Origin of the sequence: Halovalidus salilacus, assembly GCF_031852275.1 — an archaeon.
In the GTDB taxonomy this organism is placed as follows: Archaea; Halobacteriota; Halobacteria; order Halobacteriales; family Natrialbaceae; genus Halovalidus; species Halovalidus salilacus.
Map to the genome: position 1 here is coordinate 2,459,969 of NZ_CP134700.1, position 23,285 is coordinate 2,483,253.

At 68.6% G+C, this 23,285-nt stretch carries 18 protein-coding genes; 9 read left to right on the plus strand and 9 right to left on the minus strand.

The annotated features are described in order from the left end of the window. Positions 1-54: 54 nt before the first annotated feature. The 5 genes from RJT68_RS12185 to RJT68_RS12205 all read left to right on the plus strand — a co-directional run bounded on the left by RJT68_RS12185 (position 55) and on the right by RJT68_RS12205 (position 6,325). Positions 55-978, plus strand: a complete 924-nt coding sequence (locus RJT68_RS12185; protein ID WP_407036831.1) for a metallophosphoesterase family protein — start codon at positions 55-57, stop codon at positions 976-978. Between the two features lie 118 nt (positions 979-1,096). Then, complete coding sequence (locus RJT68_RS12190; protein ID WP_407036832.1) at positions 1,097-2,047, plus strand: hypothetical protein; 951 nt, start codon at positions 1,097-1,099, stop codon at positions 2,045-2,047. A gap of 335 nt (positions 2,048-2,382) precedes the next feature. Continuing rightward, complete coding sequence (locus tag RJT68_RS12195; protein ID WP_407036833.1) at positions 2,383-3,525, plus strand: DegT/DnrJ/EryC1/StrS family aminotransferase; 1,143 nt, start codon at positions 2,383-2,385, stop codon at positions 3,523-3,525. Positions 3,526-3,797: 272 nt separating this feature from the next. After that, complete coding sequence (locus RJT68_RS12200) at positions 3,798-5,255, plus strand: NAD-dependent epimerase/dehydratase family protein (RefSeq protein WP_407036834.1); 1,458 nt, start codon at positions 3,798-3,800, stop codon at positions 5,253-5,255. A gap of 110 nt (positions 5,256-5,365) precedes the next feature. Continuing rightward, positions 5,366-6,325 carry an amidohydrolase family protein gene (locus RJT68_RS12205; protein WP_407036835.1) on the plus strand — a complete coding sequence of 320 codons (960 nt, stop codon included), beginning with the start codon at positions 5,366-5,368 and terminating at the stop codon, positions 6,323-6,325. Positions 6,326-6,437: 112 nt separating this feature from the next. Here the strand turns inward: RJT68_RS12205 and RJT68_RS12210 are convergent, their stop codons facing one another. From RJT68_RS12210 to RJT68_RS12240, 7 genes are all read right to left on the minus strand, one after another. Beyond that, on the minus strand, positions 6,438-6,905 hold the full coding sequence (locus tag RJT68_RS12210; RefSeq protein WP_407036836.1) for a MaoC family dehydratase: 468 nt from the start codon (positions 6,903-6,905) through the stop codon (positions 6,438-6,440). A gap of 45 nt (positions 6,906-6,950) precedes the next feature. After that, positions 6,951-8,726: an acyl-CoA carboxylase subunit beta gene (locus tag RJT68_RS12215; RefSeq protein WP_407036837.1), complete on the minus strand. Its 1,776-nt coding sequence runs from the start codon at positions 8,724-8,726 to the stop codon at positions 6,951-6,953. Positions 8,727-8,893: 167 nt separating this feature from the next. Then, entirely contained in the window at positions 8,894-10,060 is a 1,167-nt protein-coding gene (locus RJT68_RS12220) for an acyl-CoA dehydrogenase family protein (RefSeq protein WP_407036838.1), read from the minus strand. A 148-nt stretch (positions 10,061-10,208) separates the two neighbouring features. Then, positions 10,209-11,891 (minus strand): acyl-CoA synthetase, encoded by a 1,683-nt coding sequence (locus RJT68_RS12225; RefSeq protein WP_407036839.1) that lies wholly within the window; start codon positions 11,889-11,891, stop codon positions 10,209-10,211. A 310-nt stretch (positions 11,892-12,201) separates the two neighbouring features. Next, positions 12,202-13,743, minus strand: coding sequence for a UbiD family decarboxylase (locus RJT68_RS12230; protein ID WP_407036840.1), 1,542 nt, complete (start codon positions 13,741-13,743; stop codon positions 12,202-12,204). Further along, entirely contained in the window at positions 13,740-15,482 is a 1,743-nt protein-coding gene (locus tag RJT68_RS12235; RefSeq protein WP_407036841.1) for a UbiD family decarboxylase, read from the minus strand. Before RJT68_RS12235 ends, RJT68_RS12230 begins: the two co-directional genes overlap by 4 nt. Continuing rightward, positions 15,403-15,963, minus strand: coding sequence for a ubiD operon protein (locus RJT68_RS12240; protein ID WP_407036842.1), 561 nt, complete (start codon positions 15,961-15,963; stop codon positions 15,403-15,405). The genes RJT68_RS12235 and RJT68_RS12240 overlap by 80 nt, the downstream gene beginning before the upstream one ends. 204 nt (positions 15,964-16,167) lie before the next feature. Between RJT68_RS12240 and RJT68_RS12245 the strand changes: the two genes are divergently transcribed. Further along, a complete protein-coding gene (locus tag RJT68_RS12245; RefSeq protein ID WP_407036843.1) occupies positions 16,168-16,485 on the plus strand; it encodes a DUF4242 domain-containing protein in 318 nt (105 codons plus the stop codon). A gap of 395 nt (positions 16,486-16,880) precedes the next feature. Beyond that, positions 16,881-17,579, plus strand: a complete 699-nt coding sequence (locus RJT68_RS12250) for a helix-turn-helix domain-containing protein (RefSeq protein ID WP_407036844.1) — start codon at positions 16,881-16,883, stop codon at positions 17,577-17,579. 33 nt (positions 17,580-17,612) lie between these two features. Here RJT68_RS12250 and RJT68_RS12255 read toward each other — a convergent pair whose 3' ends face one another. Beyond that, positions 17,613-18,011 (minus strand): hypothetical protein, encoded by a 399-nt coding sequence (locus RJT68_RS12255; RefSeq protein WP_407036845.1) that lies wholly within the window; start codon positions 18,009-18,011, stop codon positions 17,613-17,615. Positions 18,012-18,018: 7 nt separating this feature from the next. Next, complete coding sequence (locus tag RJT68_RS12260) at positions 18,019-19,161, minus strand: aromatic ring-hydroxylating oxygenase subunit alpha (protein WP_407036846.1); 1,143 nt, start codon at positions 19,159-19,161, stop codon at positions 18,019-18,021. Between the two features lie 251 nt (positions 19,162-19,412). Between RJT68_RS12260 and solA the strand changes: the two genes are divergently transcribed. Next, on the plus strand, positions 19,413-20,570 hold the full coding sequence (solA, locus tag RJT68_RS12265; protein ID WP_407036847.1) for an N-methyl-L-tryptophan oxidase: 1,158 nt from the start codon (positions 19,413-19,415) through the stop codon (positions 20,568-20,570). Between the two features lie 124 nt (positions 20,571-20,694). Continuing rightward, positions 20,695-23,211 carry a GcvT family protein gene (locus RJT68_RS12270; protein WP_407036848.1) on the plus strand — a complete coding sequence of 839 codons (2,517 nt, stop codon included), beginning with the start codon at positions 20,695-20,697 and terminating at the stop codon, positions 23,209-23,211. The last annotated feature ends 74 nt before the right edge of the window (positions 23,212-23,285 follow it).

Genomic DNA, 23,285 nt, shown 5'->3' on the forward strand with positions numbered 1-23,285 from the left:
AGCAGCTCGGTCGCCCCGAACCATTTCCGCGTCGACGACGTACGACCGATCGACGTGACTCTCCTCGTCCTCGGCGACGCGCACGCGTCCGATCCCGACCGCCGCGAATCGCTCCTCGAGACCTACCGCGCCGTCGATCCCGACGCCGTCCTCCACGTCGGCGACCTCGAGTGTTACGACCTCCCCGCTCCCACGTGGTTCGTCGCCGGAAACAACGAGGACCTGGACGTGATCGAGTACTTGCGCCGGAAAGTCGGGTGGGACCAGTCGGGCGAGGAGGACGACGCGAACGCGGTGCAGACGCACCTTCCCGGGGCGGAACCGATCAGCGGCGACGAAGGAGCGCCGACGAACGAGGACGCGAAAGCCCCGTCGGAAGGGGTCGCGAAAACGTCGGCGGCCGAGTGCGCGGAGGCGTCGACGGACGAGGGAACGACGACGCCGGAGACGGTGGACGCGGAGGTACGGAACGTCCACCTGCTGGCGAGTACCGCCGCGACGGTCGAGGGGCTTCGCGTCGCCGGCCTCTCGGGGAACTACGCCCTCACGCAGCACGACAGATCTCGGGGGGACCTCGAGGGCGACCGACGCCGACACTTCACCCACGAGGACGTCGAGCGAGCGGCCGAACTGGTCGACGGCGACGAGACCGGCGAGCGCGGAGGCGGGGACGCGGGCGAACGCGACGACGGGGGCGACGGTGAAGGCGAGGGAACGGACGAAGGAGAGGATATCGACGTCTTCCTCGCTCACGAGGCGCCGCTCGGCCTGCTCTCATACGGCTACGATCCCGGTTGCGAGCACGTGAACCGTCTCCTTCGCGACCTCTCGCCGTCGCTCTGCCTCGTGGGTCACCACCACTGCCACCGCGAGGCGGAGATCGAGGGCGTCCGCGTCGTGAGCCTCGCGCCGACCTGGGAGCGCTACTACACCCTCGAGCCGGAAACGCTTCGCCTCGAGGCCCACGACCCGCCGTAGCCCGTGGCTCGAGCGCCCACCGGACCGTCTCCGTCGGTCCGCTCCCGCCCCGTCTTCGCACCTTGCATCGTAGTGGCACGACACTTTGGACGCGCGGGTCGTACGGCCGACGAACACCATGAGCGACACGCCTTCGATCTGGGACGACGTGAGGGGAGCCTGCGACCGACTCGAGCCCGGCGCCGCGCTGCGGACGCCCGTCTCCGACCGGACGTTCTCGATCGAGTCGACGTCCGACGACCGCATCGTCGTCCGGTTCCGCGAGGGGCCCGAAGAGCGGACGCTCCGCCGGGATCAACTCGAAACGCTCCTCGATCAGTTCGGCGACGGCACCATCCCGCTCGCGGCGCTGCCCCCGGGCGTCGAACCGTACGTCTCGGTGGCCAGCCTCTCGGGTGAGTTCGTCCTCGACGAGGGCGACGGCGAAGGGCCGGGCGAACTTCGGTACGCTCCCGAGGAGGCCGGCGTCGGCGAGAGCCCGCTGCTCGTCCAACCCGAGGAGGCGCGCACCCCGCCCGAGCGGGTTCGCGACGACGCCCTCCTGCTAGCAGACTTCCTCGAACACGAGGACGCGGAGGATCCCGAATCCCTCGAGACGGAGACGATGACGGACCTCTACGTCCTCCTCTCCGACGTGCAGCGCGGCTCGGATCGACTCCGGCGATCGGTGCGCGACCCGCTCCTCGACCGTCTGGGGCCGGACCAGGAGGCTCGCGGCTGGTTCGGGACCGTCCGGCGGACGACCCGGGAGCGTCGCCACCCGAAGAACGAGGAGACCGTCCTCGACGCGCTCGACGAACACGGCATTCCACACGAGTGGGTCCTCGGCGTCGACCAGGATAAGCTGGACGTCGTCCTCGCGGTGACCGACCTCGACGAGGAGGACGTCTACGACGTCGAACGGCAGGTCTACGCCCAGAAGACCGGCGTCGACGAGACGGAGAAGTTCTCCCGGCTCGAGGGGCTGGCCGCCGGGCTCGAGGAGGTCGACGACGAGGCGGCCGCGGACATCCGCGAGGATCTGCTGGACGTGGAGTCGCGTCTCCAGGAACTGCTCTCGGCCGGCTGAGTGGACGTCCGCGGGGCGCGGAAACGGCGAGAAACGCGGGATCGTGATCCGGACGGTGAACGTCGACGCCGTCGAATCCTGGACCCAACTGACGCCGTACTCGTCTCCGTACTCGAGCCGGACGCTGACGCCCTCCTCGACGTCGCCGGGGGCTCGAGCGTGGCGGCGACCGCCTCGACGAACGGCCCGTCGATCTCGTCGCCGTCGACCGCGAGGGCCGGATGACGCCGCCGATCCGGCGAGCCGCTCGATGCCGACCGGAGAGGGATCGAAAGTGGGGATTTCTCCCGGTAGTTACCTGTTACTAATCTCGTGAATGTCCGAATAACCGAGGGATGAAGGCGCCGATTCCGCTGTTCGAGATTCCGTGGGACGAACGAGTCGTCGCGAACGCCGTCGAGTCGATTACGCGCGGCACGCACTGGGCTAACGGCCCGTTCGTCGAGGAGTTCGAGGCCGGACTCGAGGCGTACTTCGACGTCGAGCACGCGGTGGCGGTCAACTCGGGAACGACGGCGCTGGTGGCGGCGCTCGCCGCTCACGGAATCGGAGAGGGAGACGAGGTGATCGTGCCGTCGTTCACGTTCATCGCGACTGCCAACGCGGTCCGCCTGGTCGGTGCCGCTCCGGTGTTCGCAGACGTCGAGCGCGAGGCGTACGGGCTGGACCCCGACGACGTCGCGGAACGGATCGGCCCGGAGACCGCGGCGATCGTCCCGGTCCACCCCTACGGCGCGCCCTGCGCCGTCGACGCGCTGGCGGACATCGCGGCTGACGCGGGCGTCCCGCTGATCGAGGACGCCGCGGAGGCGTTCGGGGCCGACGACGACGGCCGCCTCCTCGGGACGATCGGCGACGCCGGCGCCCTCAGCTTCTGTCAGAACAAGGTCCTCCCGACGGGCGAGGGCGGCGCCGTCGTCACCGACGACGACGAGATCGCGCGACGCCTCGAGGCGTATCGGTCCCACGGTCGGGTCTCGAGCGATTACTTCGACTCGGTCGATAGCGGCACGTACGCCGGCCTCGGGACCAACGTCCGCATGTCGGACCTCGTCGCCAGCGTCGGGTGCGCACAACTCGAGTCCGTGGAGGAGTACATCGCCGACCGCCGCCAGGTCGCCGACGGACTCTCCTCGGAACTCGCCCCCGTTTCCGGCGTCGAACCGCACGCGGCGGCCGGACGGGGTCGACACGTCTACCAGCTGTACACCGTCACCCTCGGACGAGACGTCGACCGCGACCGCGTGATCGACGCCCTCGAGCGTCGAGGGATCGCCTCCAAGGTGTACTGGGATCCGCCGGTCCACCTCACGCGCACGTATCGGTCACGGTACGGCTACGAACCGGGAAGCCTCCCCGCGACCGAGGACGTCGCCTCGCGGGTGCTCTCGTTGCCGATTCACCCGGGGCTTCGGGCGGACGAGATCGAGCGGATCGTCGCGGGCGTCCGTGAGGGGATCGGCGAATCGATCGACTAGCGACCCGTCGCGCCGGGATCGCCGCGTCAGTCGGTTCGCTCCTTCGAACGTGTTCTCGCGACCTCGAGAACGTGTTAGTATTATCATATTATATCGGTCCCTTATCCCGTAGATCGACGCCCTGAGCGCGCTACGCGCGGTTCGGCTCTCCGTGACCGGTGAGGGACGCACCGTCCCAACGAATTCATAACAAAGTGAAAAACCGGAGATCCGACGGGTATGCCGCGCGCGTCGGGGAGGACCGGCGAGTCCGCGGGGCTCGAGAGTAACCTATGAGACGGGAATTCACCGCCCACGAAGGGGCGTCGTTACGCGAGGGAATGAATCAACTCGACCGCAACGGCGCCGGGACGATCGTCGTCGTCGACGACGCGAACCGACTCGTCGGGATCGCGACCGACGGTCGCATCCGACGCGCGCTGTTCGACGGGGCGTCACCGGAGGCGCCGCTATCGTCGGTCGTCGACGAGGACCCGATCGTCGTCGCGGACGACGGCCGTTCGAGGACGGTCGAAGCGCCAGCGGGGGCCGTCGAGTCGATCCCCGACGACCGATCGCTCCTCGCGCCGGTCGTCGACGAGTCGCGACGCGTCCTCGGCGTGACGACCGTCGGGGCGGACGTGCGGGAAGTCGGCGCCGTCGACGACCGGCGAGCGGTGCGCTCGGTCCTCGTCGTCGGCGGGGCCGGCTACGTCGGATCCGTCCTCTGTCGGCTGCTGCTGGAGGAGGGGTACGCGGTCCGCGTCCTCGATCCGCTCCTGTACGGCGACCGCGGGATTCGCGCGCTCGACGGCCACGACCGGTTCGCGCGTTTGCGCGGCGACACGCGTTCGATCGACGTCGTCGTCGACGCCGTCCGGGACGTCGACGCGGTCGTCCACCTCGGCGGAATCGTCGGCGATCCGGCCTGCGGGATCGACCCGGAGACGACCCTCGAGTACAACGCCCACTCGACGAGGGTGCTCGCGTCGATCTGCAAGTACTACCAGGTGAACCGCTTCCTCTTCGCCTCGAGTTGCAGCGTGTACGGTCGGAGCGAGCGAACGGCCGGTCGAGTGGACGAGAACGCGCCGCTCAACCCGGTGTCTCTCTACGCGCGAAACAAAATCGAGTCGGAGCGATCGCTCCGCGACCTCGCCGACGAGAACTTCTCCCCGACGATCCTCCGCATGGCGACGATCTACGGGCGGTCGCCGCGGATGCGGTTCGACCTCGTCGGAAACGTCCTCCCGGCGAAGGCGTACGAGGAGGGCGCGATCCCGGTGTTCGGCGGCGAACAGTTCCGTCCGAACGTCCACGTCGAGGACGTCGCGCGGGCCTACCTCGCCTGCCTCGAGGCACCCCTCGAGGCGGTGGGCGACGAGGTGTTCAACGTCGGCTCGAACGTCCAGAACTACCGAATCGACGAACTCGCGACGATCGTCGCCGACAGCTTCCCCGACGCGACGATCGAGTACCACGAGGAGAAGACCGACGAACGAAGCTACCGCGTCGAGTTCGGCAAGCTTCGCGACGCGCTCGGCTTCGAAGCCGAACGAACCGTCCGCGGCCACTGCCTCGAGATGCGGACCGCATTCGAGAGCGGCGAGTTCGACGAGTACACCGCGCCGAAGTACAACAATTACGCCTCGCTCGAGGACGGCATCCCGCTCGAGGACGGCGTGCCCGATCGAGGACCGCCCGCCGATCCGCACGGGCATCCTCCCCGACGGCCCGCGCCGTCGGAGTAACAGTAACGAACGTGGGCGTGGATACCGTCGGTATCACCGCACGGCGGTTCGACCTCGATCGCGACCGGGTGGGAACCCGAGCGGCAGTACACCAGCCCCTTGGACCGAGTATGTCCGACGAGCGCGCACCAGCCGACGACCAGTCCACCCGTGACGAACCCACGGCCGACCATCGCTTCCGCCCCGCGATCGACGCCCACACGCACGTTCTTCCCGAACGGCTCATCGCGGCGATCAGGCGGGCCCTGAGCGCGGAGGGCGGCTGGGAGTTCTCGAACCCGGCCGCACCCGCCGAGATCGAGGGCGTCCTCCGCTCGGCCGGCGTCGGGGCGTACGTGGCGCTCCCCTACGCCCACCGACCCGGAGTGGCCGCGGACCTCAACGGGTGGCTCCTCGAGCGCGCCGCCTCCTCGGAGCGGCTGCTCCCTTTCGCGACGGTCCACCCCGACGACGAGGACGTCGCGGATATCGTTCGGACCGCCTTCGAGGACGGGGCGCGGGGGCTGAAGATCCACTGTCCGGTCCAGGAGTGCCGGCCCGCCGATCCGCGCCTCGAGCCGGCGCTCGAGGTCGCCGCGGCGTACGACCGGCCGATCACCTACCACGGCGGGACGGCGCCGATGTTCGAGGACAGCCCCTACGTCGGGCCGGAGCCGTTCGAGGAACTGCTCGACTCCTACCCCGAGCTTCGCGTCTGCTGCGCCCACATGGGCGCCTACGAGGTCGACGCATTCCTCGAGTTCGCGCGCACGCGGGAGACCGTCTACCTGGACACGACGTTCACCATGTCGACGCGAGCCGAGGAGACGATGGGGTTCGACCCGTCGACGATCGCGGACGAGACGCTCGTCGAGTGCTCGAACTCGATCGTGTACGGCTCGGACTTCCCGAACGTTCCGTATCCGTACCGGGAGGAACGCGCCGAACTCCTCGGCCGGGACCTCCCTCGAGAGACGTTCCGGGACGTGTTTTACCGAACCGCCGCCGACTACCTCGGCCTCGAGGAAGGCCCCGACCTCGATCTCGATACTACGGACGACCCCGACCTCGAGGGTGACGACTCGTCGTAGTCCGAAAACGGACGACGACACCGTTTCAGGCACCGCCTAACCGCCCGTGCGTCTGCTCGGGACCCCGCCGTCGCGGCGGGCCACCGACTCGAGGTACCGTGTTACTCGCGGGTTACGCCTCGGCGTGTTCTCGCTTCAGCGAGAGGACGGTTCGGTCGAACTCGCAGACGAGCGGGTCGTCGGGGGCGTTCACCTTGAACGCCTCGACGTGCATGGCGACGATGCCGCGCTCGCCGTCGCTGGTCTCGCGTTTGTCCGTGACCGTCGACTGGACGCGGATCGTGTCGCCGTGGAACACCGGTTCGGGGTGTTCGACGTTATCGTACGAGAGGTTGGCGACGATCGTGCCGTCGGTGGTCTCGGGGATCGAGATCCCGACCGCGAGGCTCATCGTGTAGAGCCCGTTGACCAGCCGCTCGCCGAACTGCGTCTCGTCGGCGAACGCCGAGTCGAGGTGCAGCGGCTGCTGGTTCATCGTCATGTCGCAAAAGCGCTGGTTGTCGCTCTCGCTGATCGTCCGGCGGCGCTCGTGTTCGATGGTCTGGCCGACCTCGAACTCCTCGTAGTAGAGTCCCGTCATGGTGTAGTGATGGTGATGTGGTACGCTATAATACTGTGATCGCGCTCAGAGGATCGTCCCGTGTTTCTTCGACGGCAGCTCCTTCTCGACGGTCTCGTAGAAGGCGAACCGTCCCTCGAGTTCCGCGCGCAGCTCGCTCGGCGGAACGATCTCGTCGATGACGACCTCGCTGGCCATCCGGTGGACGTCGATGTCCTCGCGGTACTCCTCGCGCAGTTCGCGCTCGGTCTCCCGGCGCTCCTCCTCGTCGTCGATCTCGGCCAGCTTGTTCGCGTAGACGGCGTTGATCGCCGCTTCGGGGCCCATGATCGCGATCTCGCCGCTCGGGAGGGCGATGACGCTCTCGGGGTCGTAGGCGGGCCCCGACATGGCGTAGATCCCCGCCCCGTAGGCCTTGCGGACGACCACGGACTGTTTGGGCACCGTCGCCGAGGAGGTCGCGTAGATCATCCGCTTGCCCTGTTCCAGGATCCCCTCCTTTTCGACCTGCGAGCCGGCCATGAAGCCGGGGGTGTCACAGAGGTACAGCAGCGGGATTCCGTAGGCGTCGCAGGTCCAGACGAACTGGGCGGCCTTCTCCGCGGCGTCGGGGAAGATCGCGCCCGCGCGCTGGGACGGCTGGTTGGCGACGATCCCGATCGGCCGGCCGTCGATCCGGGCGAACGCCGTGACGATCTCCGGGCCGTACTCGGGGCGCAACTCGAGGACCGAGTCGGCGTCGACGACGCGCTCGATGAGGTCGAACATGTCGTAGCCCCGGTTCGGCGCCTGGGGCACGACGGAGTCGATCCCCTCGGGCGAACGCGCCGGGGCTCGCCCCTCGGTTCGCGGCGGCTTCTCGTCGCAGTTGTCCGGCAGGTAGCCGATCAGTTTCGCGACGAGTTCCCGGGCGTGTTCCTCGTCCTCGGCGATCAGATCCGCGCTTCCGGAGTGGCGCGCGTGGACGTCCGGCCCGCCGAGTTCCTCGAGGCTGATCTCCTCGCCGGTGACCATCTCGACCATCCGTGGGGAGGCGATGGCCATCGCGGACATGTCCCGGACCATGATCGTGAAGTCGGCGAAGACCGGGGTGTAGGCGGCGCCCGCGATGCAGGGGCCGTAGAGGACGCAGATCTGCGGGACGCGCCCGGAGAGCATCGAGTGGTTGTAGTAGTACTTACCGATGCCCTCGCGGTTGGCGAAGAAGCCCGTCTGCTGGTCGATCCGACCGCCAGAGGAGTCCATCAGGTACAGCACCGGCTTCCCGGTCTTCAGGGCGCGCTGTTGCATCCGGAGGAACTTCTCGACGCCCTTCTCGGCCATCGACCCCGCCTTGACGGTGAAGTCGTTGGCCATGAAGTGGACGTCTCGCCCCTCGAACTCGGCGGCGCCGGTGATGAGCCCGTCGGCGGGCAGCCGGTTCCCCGAGTCGGCCTCGCCCGCCATCCCGTCGGGGTGCCAGGCGTCGAAGTTGGCGAACCTGCCGTCCTCGAACGTCAGCCCGTCCTCGCCGAACCAGAGGTCGAGTCTGTCGCGGACGAACAGCTTCCCCTGGTCCGCGAGGCGGTCGCGGTACTTCTCCGGGCCGCCCTCGAGCACGTCTTCGATCTCCTCGCGGAGCCGTCGCTCGCGGTCGGTGGGGCCGAGCGTGTCCTCGGCGCCCTCGGACCCGGTTCCGCCGTCGCTCGCGGCGCCCTCGGCCGCCGCCGGCGACGCCGTCGCGACGAGGTCCTCGCCGGATTGGTCGTAGAGCTCCACCTCGTCCTCGAGGTGGGACGCGAACGCCCGTGCGATCGCCTGTGCCTCTCGTTCGGTCGCGGTGTCGGTGAGCCTGAGTTTCATAGGTTCGTCACGTTCGCGTCGCCGCCGACGGGCGGGGCGCCCGCGCCGGCGAGCGGACCGTCGCCCGTCGCCGCGGGCGGCCGTCAGCGTCGTCGGTCGGTCGTCGCGGTGTCCGGGTGGGGTTCGTCATCGATAGCGGTTTCCTCGAGTCGCACATCGTCGTCCGGTCAGTAAGACTTCGGGAATCCGAGCTGTCGCCCGATGTGGTTGTACGCCATCTGCTGGGAGACGGGGGCGAGCCGGGTGAGGTTGATCTCGCGCCACCAGCGCTCGACGTCGTACTCCGTGGCGTAGCCCCAGCCGCCGAAGGCCTGCATCGAGTGCTTGACGGCCTCGATGCCGGCTTCGACCGCCGTCGCCTTCGCGACGTTGGTCTCGTAGCCGCACTCCTCGCCCCGGTCGTAGAGCCACGCGGCCTTCTCGCGCATGAGCGCGGCCGTCTCCATCCTCGCGTACGCCCTCGTGATCGGGAAGGAGACGGCCTGGTGGCTCCCGATCGGCGCACCGAAGACCTCCCGCTCGTTCGCGTACGCGATGGCCTCGTTCGCGGCGAGTTTGCCGATCCCGGTGCCCGCCGCCGCGAAGCCGATCCGCTCCGGGTTGAGCATGTCGACGAGCACCCACCAGCCGTCGTCCTCGTCGCCCAGCAGGTTTTCCGCGGGGACGCGGACGTCCTCGAGGAAGACCTCGCAGGAGTTCGAGTAGTTCATCGCGTGTTTGGGGATCGGCGCGACGTCGACGCCGGGGTCGTCCATGTCGACGACGAACAGGCTGATGCCGTCGGTTCCGCGCTCGACCTCCTCGCGGGGGGTCGTCCGGGTCACGATGATCATGTTATCGGCCCGGTCCGCGAACGTGATCCAGGCCTTCTGGCCGTTCAGGACGTACTCGTCGCCGTCCCGCTCGGCGCGGGTGGCGACGTTCAGCGTGTTCGTTCCGGCTTCGGGTTCGGTGATGCCGATCGAGACGTTGCGCTTCCCCGCCGCGACGTCAGGCAGGTAGCGCTCCTTCTGCTCGTCCGTGCCGTACTCGCGGATGCCGACGGCGGCCATGCCGGCGGTCAGCACCAGGTACCAGGTGCCGGCCATGCCACAGCCCTCCGCGCAGAGGGTCTCCATCGCGAGCCCCATCTCCTGCATGCCCATCCCGGCCCCGTCGTACTCCTCGGGGACGAGCAGGCCGTGGAAGCCCGCCTCGGCGAGTTCGTCCCAGAACTCGCTCGAGAACTCGCCGTTCTCCTCCTTCTCTCGCCAGTGTTCCGGCCCGTACCGCTCGGCGATCTCCGTCGCCGTCCGCCGGATCATCGATCGCTCCTGTGTGTCTTCGAAGTTCATCGTCCGTTTTCGATGTGTGCGTTCGCGTTCGTTTACCGAACGTTCGCGGCCGATCGGCCGCCGAACTCGGTTCGTCGTCGCCGTACCGTTCCTCGTTTCGTCGCGGTCTCCCCGCCGAGGGTCGGCGATCGTCGACCGCCGAGACCGATCAGGCGGCCTCGGCCTCCTCCTCCGCGTCGTCCTGGAGTTCCGTCCGCCGGATCTTGCCCGTGACGGTCTTCGGGAGTTCGTCCCGGAACTCGATCTCGCGGGGGTACTCGTGGGCGGAGAGCTCCTCCCGGACGTGGTTCTTGATGTCCTCGGCGAGGTCGTCCGACGGCGTCGCGCCCTCGCTGGGAACGACGTAGGCCTTCACGATGTTGCCGCGCTCGCGGTGGGGCTTGGGGACGACGGCCGCCTCGGCTACGGCCTCGTGCTCGCCCAGAGAGCTCTCGACCTCGAAGGGGCCGATCCGGTAGCCCGAGGAGAGGATGACGTCGTCGGCCCGCCCCTCGAACCAGAAATAGCCGTCCTCGTCCTTGTGCGCGAGGTCGCCCGAGAGGTACCACTCCCCCTCCGGCCCATCGACGAAGCAGTCCGCGGTCTGCTCCGGCTTCTCCCAGTACTCGGCGAAGAAGCAGGGGTAGTCCCCGCGCTGGGCGATCTCGCCCGTCTCGCCAGGTGCGACGGGTTCGCCCGTCTCCGAGTCGACCACGTCCGCTTCGATGCCGGGCAACGGCTTGCCCATTGACCCCGGTCGCACCTCCATCGTCGGGTAGTTGTTGATGATCATGTTCCCCGTCTCGGTCTGGCCGTAGGTGTCGTGGATGGTGACGCCCAGGGTCTCCTCGCCCCACTGGACGACGCCCGCCGACAGCGGCTCGCCGATCGACAGCGCGTGCCGGAGGTCGAGCGAGACGTCCTCGAGGACCTGCTCGTGCTCGCGCAGCATCCGGTAGGCCGTCGGCACCGAGAAGAGCACCGTGATCGGGTACGTGTCGAGGAGGTCGGCCCACTCCTCGGGGTCGAACTCGCCCTCGTAGGTGAACAGCGCGGTCCCCCAGAACCACGCGCCGAGGGTGTTGATCGGACCCGTCAGCCAGCCCAGGTCCGCCGTCGACCAGTAGAGGTCGCCCGCCTGCAAGTCGACGGAGAACCGCTGTGTGGCCGCGACGCCAGCGACCCACCGGTGTTTGTGGAGGACGCCCTTCGCCAGTCCGGTCGTCCCGCTGGTGTAATAGAGCAGCGCGTCGTCCTCGCCGCCGGTTTCGGCCGCCTCGTACTCGCGGTCGGCGGTCTCCATCTCGGCGTGGAAGCTGACGTCCCCGGACTGCACGCCCGTCCCGTCGTCGCCGACCACGATGACGTGCTCGACCGAGGGCGCGTCCTCGAGCGCTGCGTCGATCGTCTCGCGGTTCTCGGCGGTCGTCACCACCGCCTTCGCGTCGCAGTCGTCCAGCCGGTAGGAGATGCCGTCGGGGCCGAACCGCTCGTTGATCCCGCCGAAGACGGCCCCGCGCTTGAGCGTCCCCACCAGCGCGACGTAGTGCTCGGGGATCCGCGGCATGTACGAGAAGACGCGGTCGCCCCGTTCGATCCCGAGGTCCTCGAGGACGTTCGCGAACCGGTTCGTCCGCTCGGCGAGCTCCCAGAAGGTCAGCGTCGTCAGCTCGCCGTCCTCGCTCACCTGGTAGAGCGCCACCTTCTCCCTGTTCTCCGCGTGTCGGTCGCAGACTTCGCGGGCGATGTTCAGCGACGAGGGCGCGTCCCAGTCCGCCTCGTCGTAGATGTCTTCCCACGCGAACTCCTCCCTGACCCGCTCGTAATCGGGCACGTTGTGGCTCGAGGGCATACACCACGGGCCCCACCGCAGGTGGCAATAATTGCTTCGGATACGTGCGCCAGTCTCGGCGCGAATGAAACGTCTTCCGGGCGGTGGCGACACGGATTATCCCGACGCAGTCTTGCGTAAACGATTTCGTATACGCCCCGAGTCGGCGTCGACGAACCGAAACGCGGCCGACTGATCGATCGAACGACCGGACGATCGAACAATTGAACGACTGAACGACGACTGATCGAACGACCAGCCGACCGAACGACCGAACGACCAGCCGACCGGACGACCGAACGACCGGCCGACCGACCGCCGAGGCGCCCGATCAGCGCGCGTCGTCGAGTTCGGATTCGAAGCCGAGGTCCGACCACGACTCCCGTACCGCCTCCCTGATCTCCGGGGGGTAGGAGTCGCGAAACGACACCCGGGGCGCGACGTACTCCTCCTTCCAGCGCGGATCCCACGTGGCGTCGACGTAGAGGCGGACGCCCGTTCCGTCACCGCCGTAGGCCGGGGCGCTCGCGGCCGGCGCGTCGGGTTCGCTGAACAGCCAGTCTCGAGCGGGGTGAGCCTTGACCCAGAGGTCGCAGAGCACCCGCCCGAAGTCGCGAGGGTCCGTCCCCTCGTCGACGATGACGACCGTATCGAAGCAGTCGGAGAACGAGAAGAGGAAGTTCGCCAGTTGCCACTCGAAGCCGGCGTAGAGGACCTCCGTCGAGACGACGCAAACCCCGAGGCGGCCCGCCGGCGGAAGGAGGAGCCAGTCGACGGGCGAGACGCCCCAGTAGCCGTTGACGCGGTCGAACAGCGCCGCCGAGAGGGCGAGCGCGGTCAGGTGCAGGTCGTCCGAGAGCGGGACGCCGAGGGGCGCAAACGGTACCACCGCATCACCGCGGGCGAACGCGCCGGTTACCTCGAGTTCGAGCGTCGCTCCGTCGACGACCGTCTCCCAGGCCTCCCGAGACCGGGCGTCCCGACCCTCAATTCCGTCAGCCCGTGGCTCACCCACCCTCGTCTCGAGAACGACCTCCGCGGAACTCGGGACGACCCCGCCGGCGGTCGGGATGACGGGCACCCTCGAGCCGACGCAGCGATCCTCGATCGGCGTCGAGAGCCGGTCGGTGACCGCCAGCAGGGTGGTCGCCGCGAGCGCCGCCGCCGGCACGCCCAGCGCGACGGTCGCCGCCTCCACCCCCTCCCGGTCGATCCGCTGGAGGATCGCCGCCGGAACGCGGGCGTTGAGGGTCGTCTCGTCGACGACTTCCCCGTGGACGGGCGCCCAGTAGGAGCCCCGGTCGGTTCCGATCGAGAGGAGTCCCAGCGAGAACCGGGGTCGGCCGCCGTCGGGCGGCGATGGAAGGCCGAGATCCTCGAGGGTGCGATCGGCGGCCACCGCCGCGCGCTCGGCGTAGGTGACGTCGCGCTCGTCGACGCGGGTTCCCAGGTCGGCGATCGCCTCGAGCACCTCGACGTACCGCGGTTCGCGCCCGCGTGCGCGATCGGTTTCTCCGTCGGCGTCGTCAGTCTCGCGATCGGCTACGCCGCGCTCGAGGGTTCGACCCCGATTCCGGCCGTTCGTCCCGTCGCCGGATCGGTTCGCGTCGGGTCCGACGAGGCCGAGTCCGAGGCCCAGCCGCGTCCACGGGTGGCGGTCCCGACTCGTCGAGGCGTCGACGCCGCCGTAGAGGCCGCTGACGAGATCCACGGCCACGCCCTGGCTCGCCTCCGCCTCGAGTCGGATCGCCGGCGCGTTCTCCCGGAGCGCCTCCGCTGCCACCACCTGCGGCGACGGCGTCGTCGGCCGCTCGAGGGTCACGAGGTCGTCGGCCGCCCGGAGGGCCTCGAGGTGGGCCCGCAGGTCGGTCATCGGTTTCGGTCACCCCCGCTGACGGGGCCGTCGCCGCGGTCGGCCGTCCGCCGGTCGCGACCGTCGGGCTCGCGAGGGACGTCGACCGCCCGAATAGGATCGAACGCCCGCTCCGGGACGCCGGCCCGAACGAGCAGCTCCCGGGCCCGGAACCGCGCGTCCCGACCACCGATCGACCGGGGCGGGCGGTCGTCACCGTCGGAGAGCGCGTCGACGTACGCCTTCGCCGTCTTCGCCTTCGAGGTCCCCCCGGGTGCGGTCTCCTTCTCCTCGGGCGTCTGGTAAATGTTGAGCGGGACCTTCGGCATGCGCTCGACGCCGAACTGGTGGAAGTCCGCCGCGGGGTCGGCGTGGAGGGCGATCGCCTCGAGGACGGCCCGCGGGTCGAGCGGGTTCACGTCCGCGTCCACGAACACGAAGAAGTCGATGTGGAGCATCCCCCACGTCGTGAAGACGAAGTTGGCGAGTTCGTGGAGGTACCCCGGGTACGGCCGGTCGGTCGCGATCACCCACGCCGTCCGGGAGGTGAAAGGCCACGGGGCGGCCATCTCGACGTCGAATCCGGCGACGCGCAGCCCCAGCGTGGCGTCCGGACCGCCCGCGCCCACCTGGAACGTGCTGGTCGAGTTGTGCGCGTAGCCCACCCCCGATCCCTCGACGCAGAAGGGGAGGTAGGGGCGCTCGCGGTGGGTGATCGCGTCGACCTCGAGCACCGGCATCGACCGTCGCGGGCCGTTCACGTAGCCGAAGTAGTCGCCGAAGGGGCCCTCGTCCAGGCGTTCGTTCGGGAGGATTCGTCCCTCGACGACGAGTTCGGCCGAGGCGGGCACGTGGAGGTCGTTCGTCTCGCACTCGACGAGCCGAACCGGCGCCCCCTGGATCCCGCCGGCGTACCTGACCTCGCTCCGGCCCGCCGGGATCCAGAGGTCCGCCGTGCACTCGAGGGCCGGTCCGGCGCCGATCGCGAGCGCGACGGGCATCGACTCGTCGCACCGCTCGTACTCGTAGTAGTAGAGGTTCGGCACCTGCTCGCCGGCGAGCAGGAGGACGCTCGCCTGGCGGGCGTCGTGGATCATCGCCCGGTGGCGCGACCAACACCCCCAGTCGGCGTCGGGATCCGGGGCGACGACGGTCGAGAGCGTGGCGTACCGCCCGCCGTCGCTCTGGTGGATGTACGGCCACGGAAACGAGAGCAGGTCCGCCTCCGAACCCGTCCGCACGACCTCCTTGCACGGGGCCTTCGGGGCGTCGACGACGGTCGGTTCGCGGGGGTCGCGCAGGCGTTCGATCATCGCCTCGTAGTAGGCGGGTGCCGACGGACAGGCGTTCGACGAGTCATCCGTTTCCGCTCCCGCTTCGGTGGCCGACACCCCGAACGCCCGGGCGAGCCACCGCCAGGGCCGTCGCTGGGGTCCCCGGTACGGATCGCCCACGAGCCGCGCGTCGACGCGGTCTGCCGATCCTCCCGGCTCGAACCGGGCGTCGACGCGGTCGAACACCGGGATCAGGTCGTCCGCCTCGTTCGCCAGCATCGTGATCGCGCTCGCCTCGAGGTCCCACGACACCGGTTCGTCGATCCGAGTGACGGCGCAGGCGTCGGAGAGGAGGTCGATGAACGACCGAAACGAGTCGACGAGGGGTCGGGTCGGCGGCACCGACTCACCCTCCACCGTCCGGTCGCCGACTTCGGTCCGGGGGCCGATTCCGGTCCGCGCGTCGATCCCGCCGTTCCCCGTCATCTCGAGCCTCGAGCGCGTCGCGCAGCGGATCGGGCTCGAACTCGACCTTGCACTCGGCGTACGTCTCGAGCAAGGACGGGTACTCGTCGGCGAACTGGGCGAGCAGGAGGTCGCGGGCGGCCTCCGCGGTGGAGTCGTACTCCCCCGTCTCGACGAGGTACCTGAGCAACACCTTCAGGTCCGCCGACCGGGTGTTGAGGACGTTCGACTCCTCGCGTTGCTCCCGGAGTAAGCGCTCGAGGCGCTCCTCGACCGCCTCGCGCTCGTCGACGAACTCGACGTACCACTGTTCCCTCGTGTTCTCGTGGGGTCCCTTGACGACCGAGAGCGGTTCGGGGTGCTCGAGTCTGTCCGCATCCTTCGCGATGCGCACCTGCGAGCGGAAGATCTTCTTCGTCTCGGCGTCGCGAATCTGTAAGACCGTCTCCCCCTCGCCCGCCTCGGGGAGGTGCTCTTCGGCGGTGATGTACTGGTTCGACATGGTCGCGCTCGACGAACCGGCTCGCGTGCCGTGTTCTCGTCTACCACGTTCCGACGTCGGAGTAAAAGCCCTTCGACCACGCCGCCGTCGACGATCCGAGGCGATGGCGATCGGTCTACCACCGAACGAGCGTCTCGCACCGCCGGTCCGCCGAACCCCCATCGTCACGTTTATTGATACGAACGTGGTGGGTGGGAACGTACCATGGTCGACGACGACCGATCCGAGGCGACGGACTTCCTGATCCTCCGCGAACTCGAGGAACCGATCACCGAGGGCGAACTCGAAGCCGCCGGCGCGAAGTCCGGCGAGACGCTCGAGGAACTCAGAGACGAGGGCGTCGATATCCGCTGGGTCGAGTCCGAGGTGTTGACGAACGGTGACGGACGGATCAGGGGGACGTTCTGTCACTACCGGGCCGAGAGCGAGGGCGCCGTCCGGGAGCACGCCGAACGAGCGGGGCTGCCCGCGACGCGGATCTATCGGCGGGGCGAACCGCTCGAGGGGGAGACGGACGACTGAACCCGACCGGTATTTGCGAGCGGCGAATCCCCAACCGAGGGTGGGTTTCGAGAGCCGGTCACCGACGGCCGTCACGGATAGCCAGCCGAAACGGGACTTCCCCACACTCTCAAACGGTATGTTGTTATATATTACACATTCATATCGGATACAGCCATCATTTAGATACTTGTCACCCCGTTATAGCTCCAAATGTTTAAGATGTATGTCGTGGTAAGGTAACACATGTCTAGATGCCGGATCTCCGGCGATCGACCGACGCTTCGAGTACGACGATCCGACTCGTCGCACGACGGTGGGACCGCATCCGCAGTAGGGTTCGAGCGGGGGATCGAAAGCGAGGGGAGTACCCTCTCGGAAAGGAACGTCGAACCCGGACGACGGGGGATCGACGGATGAGCGTCATCGCCTTCGTCAGTATCGCACACCCCGACCTGGCCCTGAGCCCGACGATCCGCGAGTATCCGAACGCGCGGATCGAGGTGCTGAGCAACTCGACGACCGATCCCGAGACCGGGATGTTCTTCTTCGTCATTCGCGGCGTCGACGAGACGGTCGACGACGCGCTCGCGGACGACCACACGGTCGCCGAGTGGACGCTCGTCGACGAGTGCGGATCGGACCGAATCTACCGCATTCGACACACCGCACGGGCGAAGCTGATCTCCAGCGAGACGATCGAACTCGGCGGCGTCCTGCTCGACTGTACGAGCAACGGTCGCGGGTGGGACGTCCGGGTCCACCTGCCGGACCGGGCGGCCCTCTCCGATCTCTGGGGGTACTGCGAGCGCCAAGGGGTCTCCTTCGAACTCCACCGGATGGCTCGCGCGGACGAGTGGATGAGCGGCGTCTCCGAGGAGCTCACCGACGAACAGTACGACGCGCTCATGGCCGCGTACGAGGAGGGGTACTTCGACGAACCGCGGGACGCCTCGCTCGAGGATCTCGCCGACCGACTGGACATCTCGCCCACCGCGGTGGGCGGGCGAATTCGGCGGGGGACCGAACAGCTGATCCGCGCGACGCTCGCTCGAGAGCGCTCTCGAGGCCGGGCGGCGCCCAGCGACGGGGCGACCGCCGGAGACGTGCGCTAACCGGGAGACGGGTGAGAAGCAGGGGGCGGGCGATCACACCACCGCGACGTGATCGTCTCGCGGTTCGTAGAGGGCGCCGGTCAGTCGAACCTCCCGGAGCGCATCGAGCGTCTCGCCGATCCCGTACCCCCGTCGGGCCATCGCGGCGGCGACGAGCCCGATCGGCACGCCGTCGTCGTAGTGGGCCTCGAGGTCGGCGACGACGCGCTCGAGGGCGTCCCCGTCCCCGTCCGCCGCGGACGCGGGATCGGCGTCCGGAGCGGGAAGGTCGACGTCGACGTCCGCTCGCAGCCACTCGATCTCGTGGCCCGTGTGTCGGCTGTGCCGTCGGTAGAACTCGATCAGTTCGTTGGCCGAGTCGGCCGTCCGCTCGACGTCGCAGGTCGGACAGGCGGCGGCGAACGACCGTGACTGCCGTTTCGACGCGGTCATGGCCGGTTCACGCCTCGTAGGCTTCCTGCGCGAGCAGGTGCAGCCGGTGGACGGTGTGCTCGTTCGGACCGAGCTGGGCCTGCGCGATGGCGCCGGACTCGAGCCCGCGCTGCTGTCGTTCCACGAGTTCGAAATCCTCCTCCTGGAGCTGGCGGCTCGTGCGGACGAACTCGGCCTCCTCCTCGCTCAGGTCCGGCTCCTCGAAGTAGTAGTCGGCGATCAGCTGGAAGCGACCCTCGTCGATCGGATCGATGATGTAGGTCCCGTACCCGTTCGCGGTTCCGTACATGTTGACCGTGAAGTTCGGCCAGAAGTAGTAGAACTTCGCCTCGTGCTCCTCGTGGATGCGCATCTCGTCGTCGACGTCCTCCTTGTGCTTGTAGTGGAGGATCCAGTGGTAGTCGTCGACCTCGAGTTCGGAGTCCATGAGCTCGAGTCCCGAGACCCAGTCCTGGTGGTTCGCCTGGCAGTGATCGCACTCGGAGTAGTTCCCGCCGAAGACCTTCCAGTTGCACTCGACCTCCGAGACGTACCGCCTGGCGAGCTGGTACTCCTCGAGCGGCAGGGCCTCGAGTTCGTCCTTCATCGACCCCGCCTGTTCGGCGAGGGACAGCGGCGGATCGTCGTGGAGGTTGACGAAGACGAACGGGCCGATCCGGTCGGTGTTGACCTCCATCAGCGCGTTTCGCTCGGTATCGAGTTCGGCCACGTCCTCGTCGTCCAGGTCGGGGTTCAGACGGGCGTCCTCGAAGCTCTGGGGGGTGCTCGAGAGGGTCCCGTCGAGGTCGTACGTCCAGAGGTGGTAGGGACAGCGGATCCGCCGTGCGTTTCCGGCATCGGTCATCGGGGTCTCCTCGACCATCGCCGATCCGCGGTGGGCGCAGACGTTGTAGTACGCCCGGACCTCGCCGTCGTGGTCGCGGACGACGATGAGCTCGCTGTCGCCGACGGTTCGGGTGAAGTGGTCGCCCGGCTCCGGCACGCAGTTTGCGTGTCCCGCGTAGATCCAGTACCGGCCGAATACCTTCTCCTTCTCCAGCTCGTGGACGTCCGGGTCGGTGAAGTAGCGCGCCGGAAGCGCGTTCGTCTCCTCGGTGATGTCCTCGCTGACGCGTTCGACCTCGTCGAGACCGTTGTTCCACCTCGTCATGCTGTATGGCATGGGATGGCGTAGCGCTCAATAAGGGTTGGTCGCAGGTAGTGAGGGCGTATAAGTGGGTTCAGACGGCGTCGACGCGGAGTACCTCGGGGGGCGGCCGTACTCCGCGAGGACGCCCTGAGATCGTCGAAATCGGTCGACGGCCGATCGAACCGCGGGCGGGTTCGATCGCCGCGCAACTTGAGTACCGCAGGTAACACGGGCGAAGGACCAAGGGGGCGGTTCCCGAACCCCTTCGAGATATGGACGGATCGGACGAACGGAACGAGCGATACGACGCGATCGTGATCGGCGTCGGCGGCATGGGGAGCGCGACGTGCTTCCACCTCGCGCGGCGCGGCGTCGACGTCCTTGGACTCGAGCGCTTCGACGTCCCGCACGCGAAGGGGTCGTCCCACGGCATCACCCGGATCATCCGCCGGGCGTACTACGAACACCCGTCGTACATCCCGCTTGTCGAACGGGCGTACGAACTCTGGGACGACCTCGCCGACCGGACGGGACGCGAGGTGATCCACCGAACCGGGTCCATCGACGCTGGCCCCGAGGACAACATCGTCTTCGAGGGGTCGCTCGAGTCGTGCGAGCGCTACGACATCCCCCACGAGGTGCTCACCAGCCGGGAGGTGACCGAGCGCTTTCCCGGCTACCGCCTGCCCGAGGACCACATGGCCGTCTACCAGCCCGACGGGGGGTTCGTCGTCCCGGAACAGGCGATCATCGCCCACGCGGAGGAGGCCCAGGCGGCCGGCGCCGAGATACGCGCTCGGGAGCGCGTCACCGACTGGACGGAGACGGCCGACGGCGGCGTCCGCGTCGAGACGGACGAGGGGACCTACGAGGCCGAGTCACTCGTCCTCGCCGCGGGCGCGTGGAACCACAAGTTCGCCGACGCGCTCGAGGGACTCGCGGTACCCGAGCGCCAGGTGCTCGCCTGGTTCCAGCCGGAGACGCCCGCGCGGTTCGAACCGGACCGGTTCCCCGTGTGGAACCTGAGCGTCCCGGAGGGCCGATTTTACGGGCTCCCGATCTACGACGTACCGGGGATGAAACTCGGCCGCTACCACCACCGCGACGAGCAGGTGGACCCGGACGACTACGAGACCGAGCCCCACCCCGCCGACGAGCGCGTGCTCCGCGAGTTCGCCGAGCGGTACTTCCCCGAGGGCGCCGGGCCGACGATGCGCCTCGCCACCTGCATGTTCACGAACTCCCCGGACGAACACTTTATCCTCGATACGCTCCCCGAGCACCCGCAGGTGGCCGTCGGCGCCGGCTTCTCCGGCCACGGCTTCAAGTTCGCGAGCGCGATCGGCGAGGTCCTCGCGGACCTCGCGCTCGAGGGGGAGTCGGACCACCCGATCGAGATGTTCTCCCTCGACCGGTTCGACGACGAGTAGGAGTCCCTCGACCGGTTCGACGACCGATCGCCGTCGAACCGAACGCTTTCGCCCGGACGTATATACGTCCCAGATTATCCACCCCGAAGGCTATGCGCGATCGCGGGTCACCAACCCATGATACATGAGTGCAGGTAACACGATACCCGACTCCGCGGGAACCGTGATCGTCGGCGCGGGCTGCGTCGGGTGCAGCGCGGCCTACCACTTGACTCGACTCGGCCGGGAGGACGTCGTGGTGGTCGATCGGGGCCCCCTGTACGAGACCGGCGGCTCCACCTCCCACGCCCCGGGACTCGTCTTCCAGACCGCGGGTTCCAGGATGATGACGCGCCTGGCGTCGTACACCCGCGACCTCTACGCCGACCTCGACGGGTTTCGCACCTGCGGCGGCGTCGAGGTGGCCTACACCGAGGACCGGTGGGACTACCTGAAGCGAAAGCGCGAACGGGGTCGCGCCTCCGGCCTCGAGGGGGGCGAACTCCTCTCGCCGGAGACGGTGGCCGAGCGGATCCCGCAGGTCGACGCTGAGACCGTCCTCGGCGGGTACTACCTGCCGACGGACGGCAAGGCCCACGCGGTCGACGTCTCGGCGACCATGGCCGAGCGCGCCCGCGAGCGAGGCGCCCGCTTCTTCGGCGAGACGACCGTGACCGACCTCGAGATCCGCGACGGGCGGATTCGGGCGGTCGTCACCGACCGGGGTCGCATCGAGGCCGACGAGGTCCTGGTCGCGACCAACATCTGGGGCCCGCTGTTCGGCGAGATGGTCGACGTCGACATTCCGCTCGTCCCCTGCGCCCACCAGTACCTCGTCACCGACGAACTCGAGGAACTGCGGGGGGCGAGCCGGGAGATCGAACAGCCGATCCTGCGCCACCAGGACTACTCGCTCTACTTCCGCCAGCACGGCGAGCGCTACGGGATCGGCTCGTACAATCACGAGCCGCTGCTCGTGGACCCGAAGGACATCTACGGCCCGGAGAAACTCGACGACCTGGGACTCGAGTACCCGTCGCTGCGCGAGTTCACCGAGGAGCACTTCTTCGAGAACACGCACCCCGACCACGGGAAGACGGCCTACGAGGCGGCCTGCGAACTCGTCCCGTCGCTGCGCGACGCCGAGTTCGAGGAGGGGATCAACGGGATGTTCTGCTTCACGCCCGACGGAAACCCGATCCTCGGCCCGACGGAGGAGATCGACGGCCTCTGGTGGGCGCTCGCCATCTGGGTCACCCAGTCCGGCGGGGCCGGTAGCGTGATCGCCCACTGGATGGAAGACGGCGTCCCCCGCCTCGACGGCGAGCGGATCGACGTCACGGGCGCCCACCTCTCGCGCTTCCAGCCCCACGCCGGATCGCGCGAGTACGCGTGGGGCCGGGGCGCCCAGCAGTACCGGGAGGTCTACCAGCTGATCCACCCCCGCGAGCAGCCGACGGGACAGCGCGGCCTCCGGCGGAGCCCGTTCTACGGGCGCCAGGCGGAACTCGGCGCCGAGTTCTACGACGCGGGCGGCTGGGAGGTGCCCCAGTGGTACGAGTCGAACGAGTCGCTGCTCGAGACGTACGACGTCCCCGACAGGCCGGACTGGCTCGCCCGCGGCTGGTCGAAGGCCCAGGGCGTCGAACACCTCGCCGTCCGCGACCGGGTCGCGATGGTCGACATGACGACCTACACCGGAATCGAGGTGACCGGCGACGGCGCGACCGCCCTCCTCCAGCGGGTCCTGACGAACGACGTCGACGTCTCGCCCGGGCGGATCCGCTACGCGGCGATGTGCAACGAGGACGGCGGAATCCTCGCGGACGTGACGGTCGCGCGCCTCGCCGACGACCGGTACGTGGTGTTTACGGGCGGGGGAAACTCCGCGACGCTGCACTCCCGCTGGATCCGCGAGCACGCGCCCGACGACGGTTCGGTGTCGGTGACGACGCACGACTCGAGCCGTTGCGGGATCGGCGTCTTCGGCCCCGAGTCGCGGAACGTGCTCGCGCCGCTCGTCGAGGCGGACCTCTCGAACGACGCGTTCCCGTTCTACACCGCTCGAGAGACGTACCTCGAGGGCGTTCCGGTCACGATGCTCCGGCTCTCCTACGCCGGCGAACTGGGATGGGAGGTGTACGCGCCGACGGAGTACGGCGCGAAGGTCTGGGAGGCGATCGAAGCCGCCGGCGAGGAGTACGGGATCGTCCCGATGGGCTGGGCAGCGCTCGAGTCGACGAGCCTCGAGAAGGGCTTCCGCTTGTGGGGGACCGATATCACTCCCGAGTACGACCCCTACGAGGCGGGGATCGGGTTCGCGGTGGACCTCGAGACGGACTTCGTGGGGAAGGAGGCGCTGCTCGAGGCGCGCGAATCGGGGATCGACCGCCGGATCGCGCCGATCACGCTCGACGAGCGGGGCGCGGTCGTCGACGCCGGCCACCCCGTCGTCGATCCGGACGACGGGTCGGTCCTCGGGGACGTCGTGCGCGCGGACTACGGCTACACGATCGACGCGGGCATCGCGTACGCCTACCTGCCGGCGGCGGACGCCGAGGCGGGCCGCCACGTCGAGATCGAGTACGAGGGCGAGCGTCACCCGGCGACCGTCCGAGAGGAACCGCTGTTCGATCCGGACCGGGAGCGGATGCTCCGGTGAGTCCGCGAAACGTGCACCGCAGCTGACGAATGCGAAGGTCGACGGAAACGCGAACCCAAGTACGATGACGAGGA

What these genes read in the sequence shown, in the direction of transcription:
- RJT68_RS12190 (WP_407036832.1), top strand. Translation starts at nt 1,097, where the DNA reads ATGAGCGACACGCCTTCGATCTGGGACGACGTGAGGGGAGCCTGCGAC.
- RJT68_RS12195 (WP_407036833.1), top strand. Translation starts at nt 2,383, where the DNA reads ATGAAGGCGCCGATTCCGCTGTTCGAGATTCCGTGGGACGAACGAGTC.
- RJT68_RS12200 (WP_407036834.1), top strand. Translation starts at nt 3,798, where the DNA reads ATGAGACGGGAATTCACCGCCCACGAAGGGGCGTCGTTACGCGAGGGA.
- RJT68_RS12205 (WP_407036835.1), top strand. Translation starts at nt 5,366, where the DNA reads ATGTCCGACGAGCGCGCACCAGCCGACGACCAGTCCACCCGTGACGAA.
- RJT68_RS12210 (WP_407036836.1), bottom strand. Translation starts at nt 6,905, where the DNA reads ATGACGGGACTCTACTACGAGGAGTTCGAGGTCGGCCAGACCATCGAA.
- RJT68_RS12215 (WP_407036837.1), bottom strand. Translation starts at nt 8,726, where the DNA reads ATGAAACTCAGGCTCACCGACACCGCGACCGAACGAGAGGCACAGGCG.
- RJT68_RS12220 (WP_407036838.1), bottom strand. Translation starts at nt 10,060, where the DNA reads ATGAACTTCGAAGACACACAGGAGCGATCGATGATCCGGCGGACGGCG.
- RJT68_RS12225 (WP_407036839.1), bottom strand. Translation starts at nt 11,891, where the DNA reads ATGCCCTCGAGCCACAACGTGCCCGATTACGAGCGGGTCAGGGAGGAG.
- RJT68_RS12230 (WP_407036840.1), bottom strand. Translation starts at nt 13,743, where the DNA reads ATGACCGACCTGCGGGCCCACCTCGAGGCCCTCCGGGCGGCCGACGAC.
- RJT68_RS12235 (WP_407036841.1), bottom strand. Translation starts at nt 15,482, where the DNA reads ATGACGGGGAACGGCGGGATCGACGCGCGGACCGGAATCGGCCCCCGG.
- RJT68_RS12240 (WP_407036842.1), bottom strand. Translation starts at nt 15,963, where the DNA reads ATGTCGAACCAGTACATCACCGCCGAAGAGCACCTCCCCGAGGCGGGC.
- RJT68_RS12245 (WP_407036843.1), top strand. Translation starts at nt 16,168, where the DNA reads ATGGTCGACGACGACCGATCCGAGGCGACGGACTTCCTGATCCTCCGC.
- RJT68_RS12250 (WP_407036844.1), top strand. Translation starts at nt 16,881, where the DNA reads ATGAGCGTCATCGCCTTCGTCAGTATCGCACACCCCGACCTGGCCCTG.
- RJT68_RS12255 (WP_407036845.1), bottom strand. Translation starts at nt 18,011, where the DNA reads ATGACCGCGTCGAAACGGCAGTCACGGTCGTTCGCCGCCGCCTGTCCG.
- RJT68_RS12260 (WP_407036846.1), bottom strand. Translation starts at nt 19,161, where the DNA reads ATGACGAGGTGGAACAACGGTCTCGACGAGGTCGAACGCGTCAGCGAG.
- solA (WP_407036847.1), top strand. Translation starts at nt 19,413, where the DNA reads ATGGACGGATCGGACGAACGGAACGAGCGATACGACGCGATCGTGATC.
- RJT68_RS12270 (WP_407036848.1), top strand. Translation starts at nt 20,695, where the DNA reads ATGAGTGCAGGTAACACGATACCCGACTCCGCGGGAACCGTGATCGTC.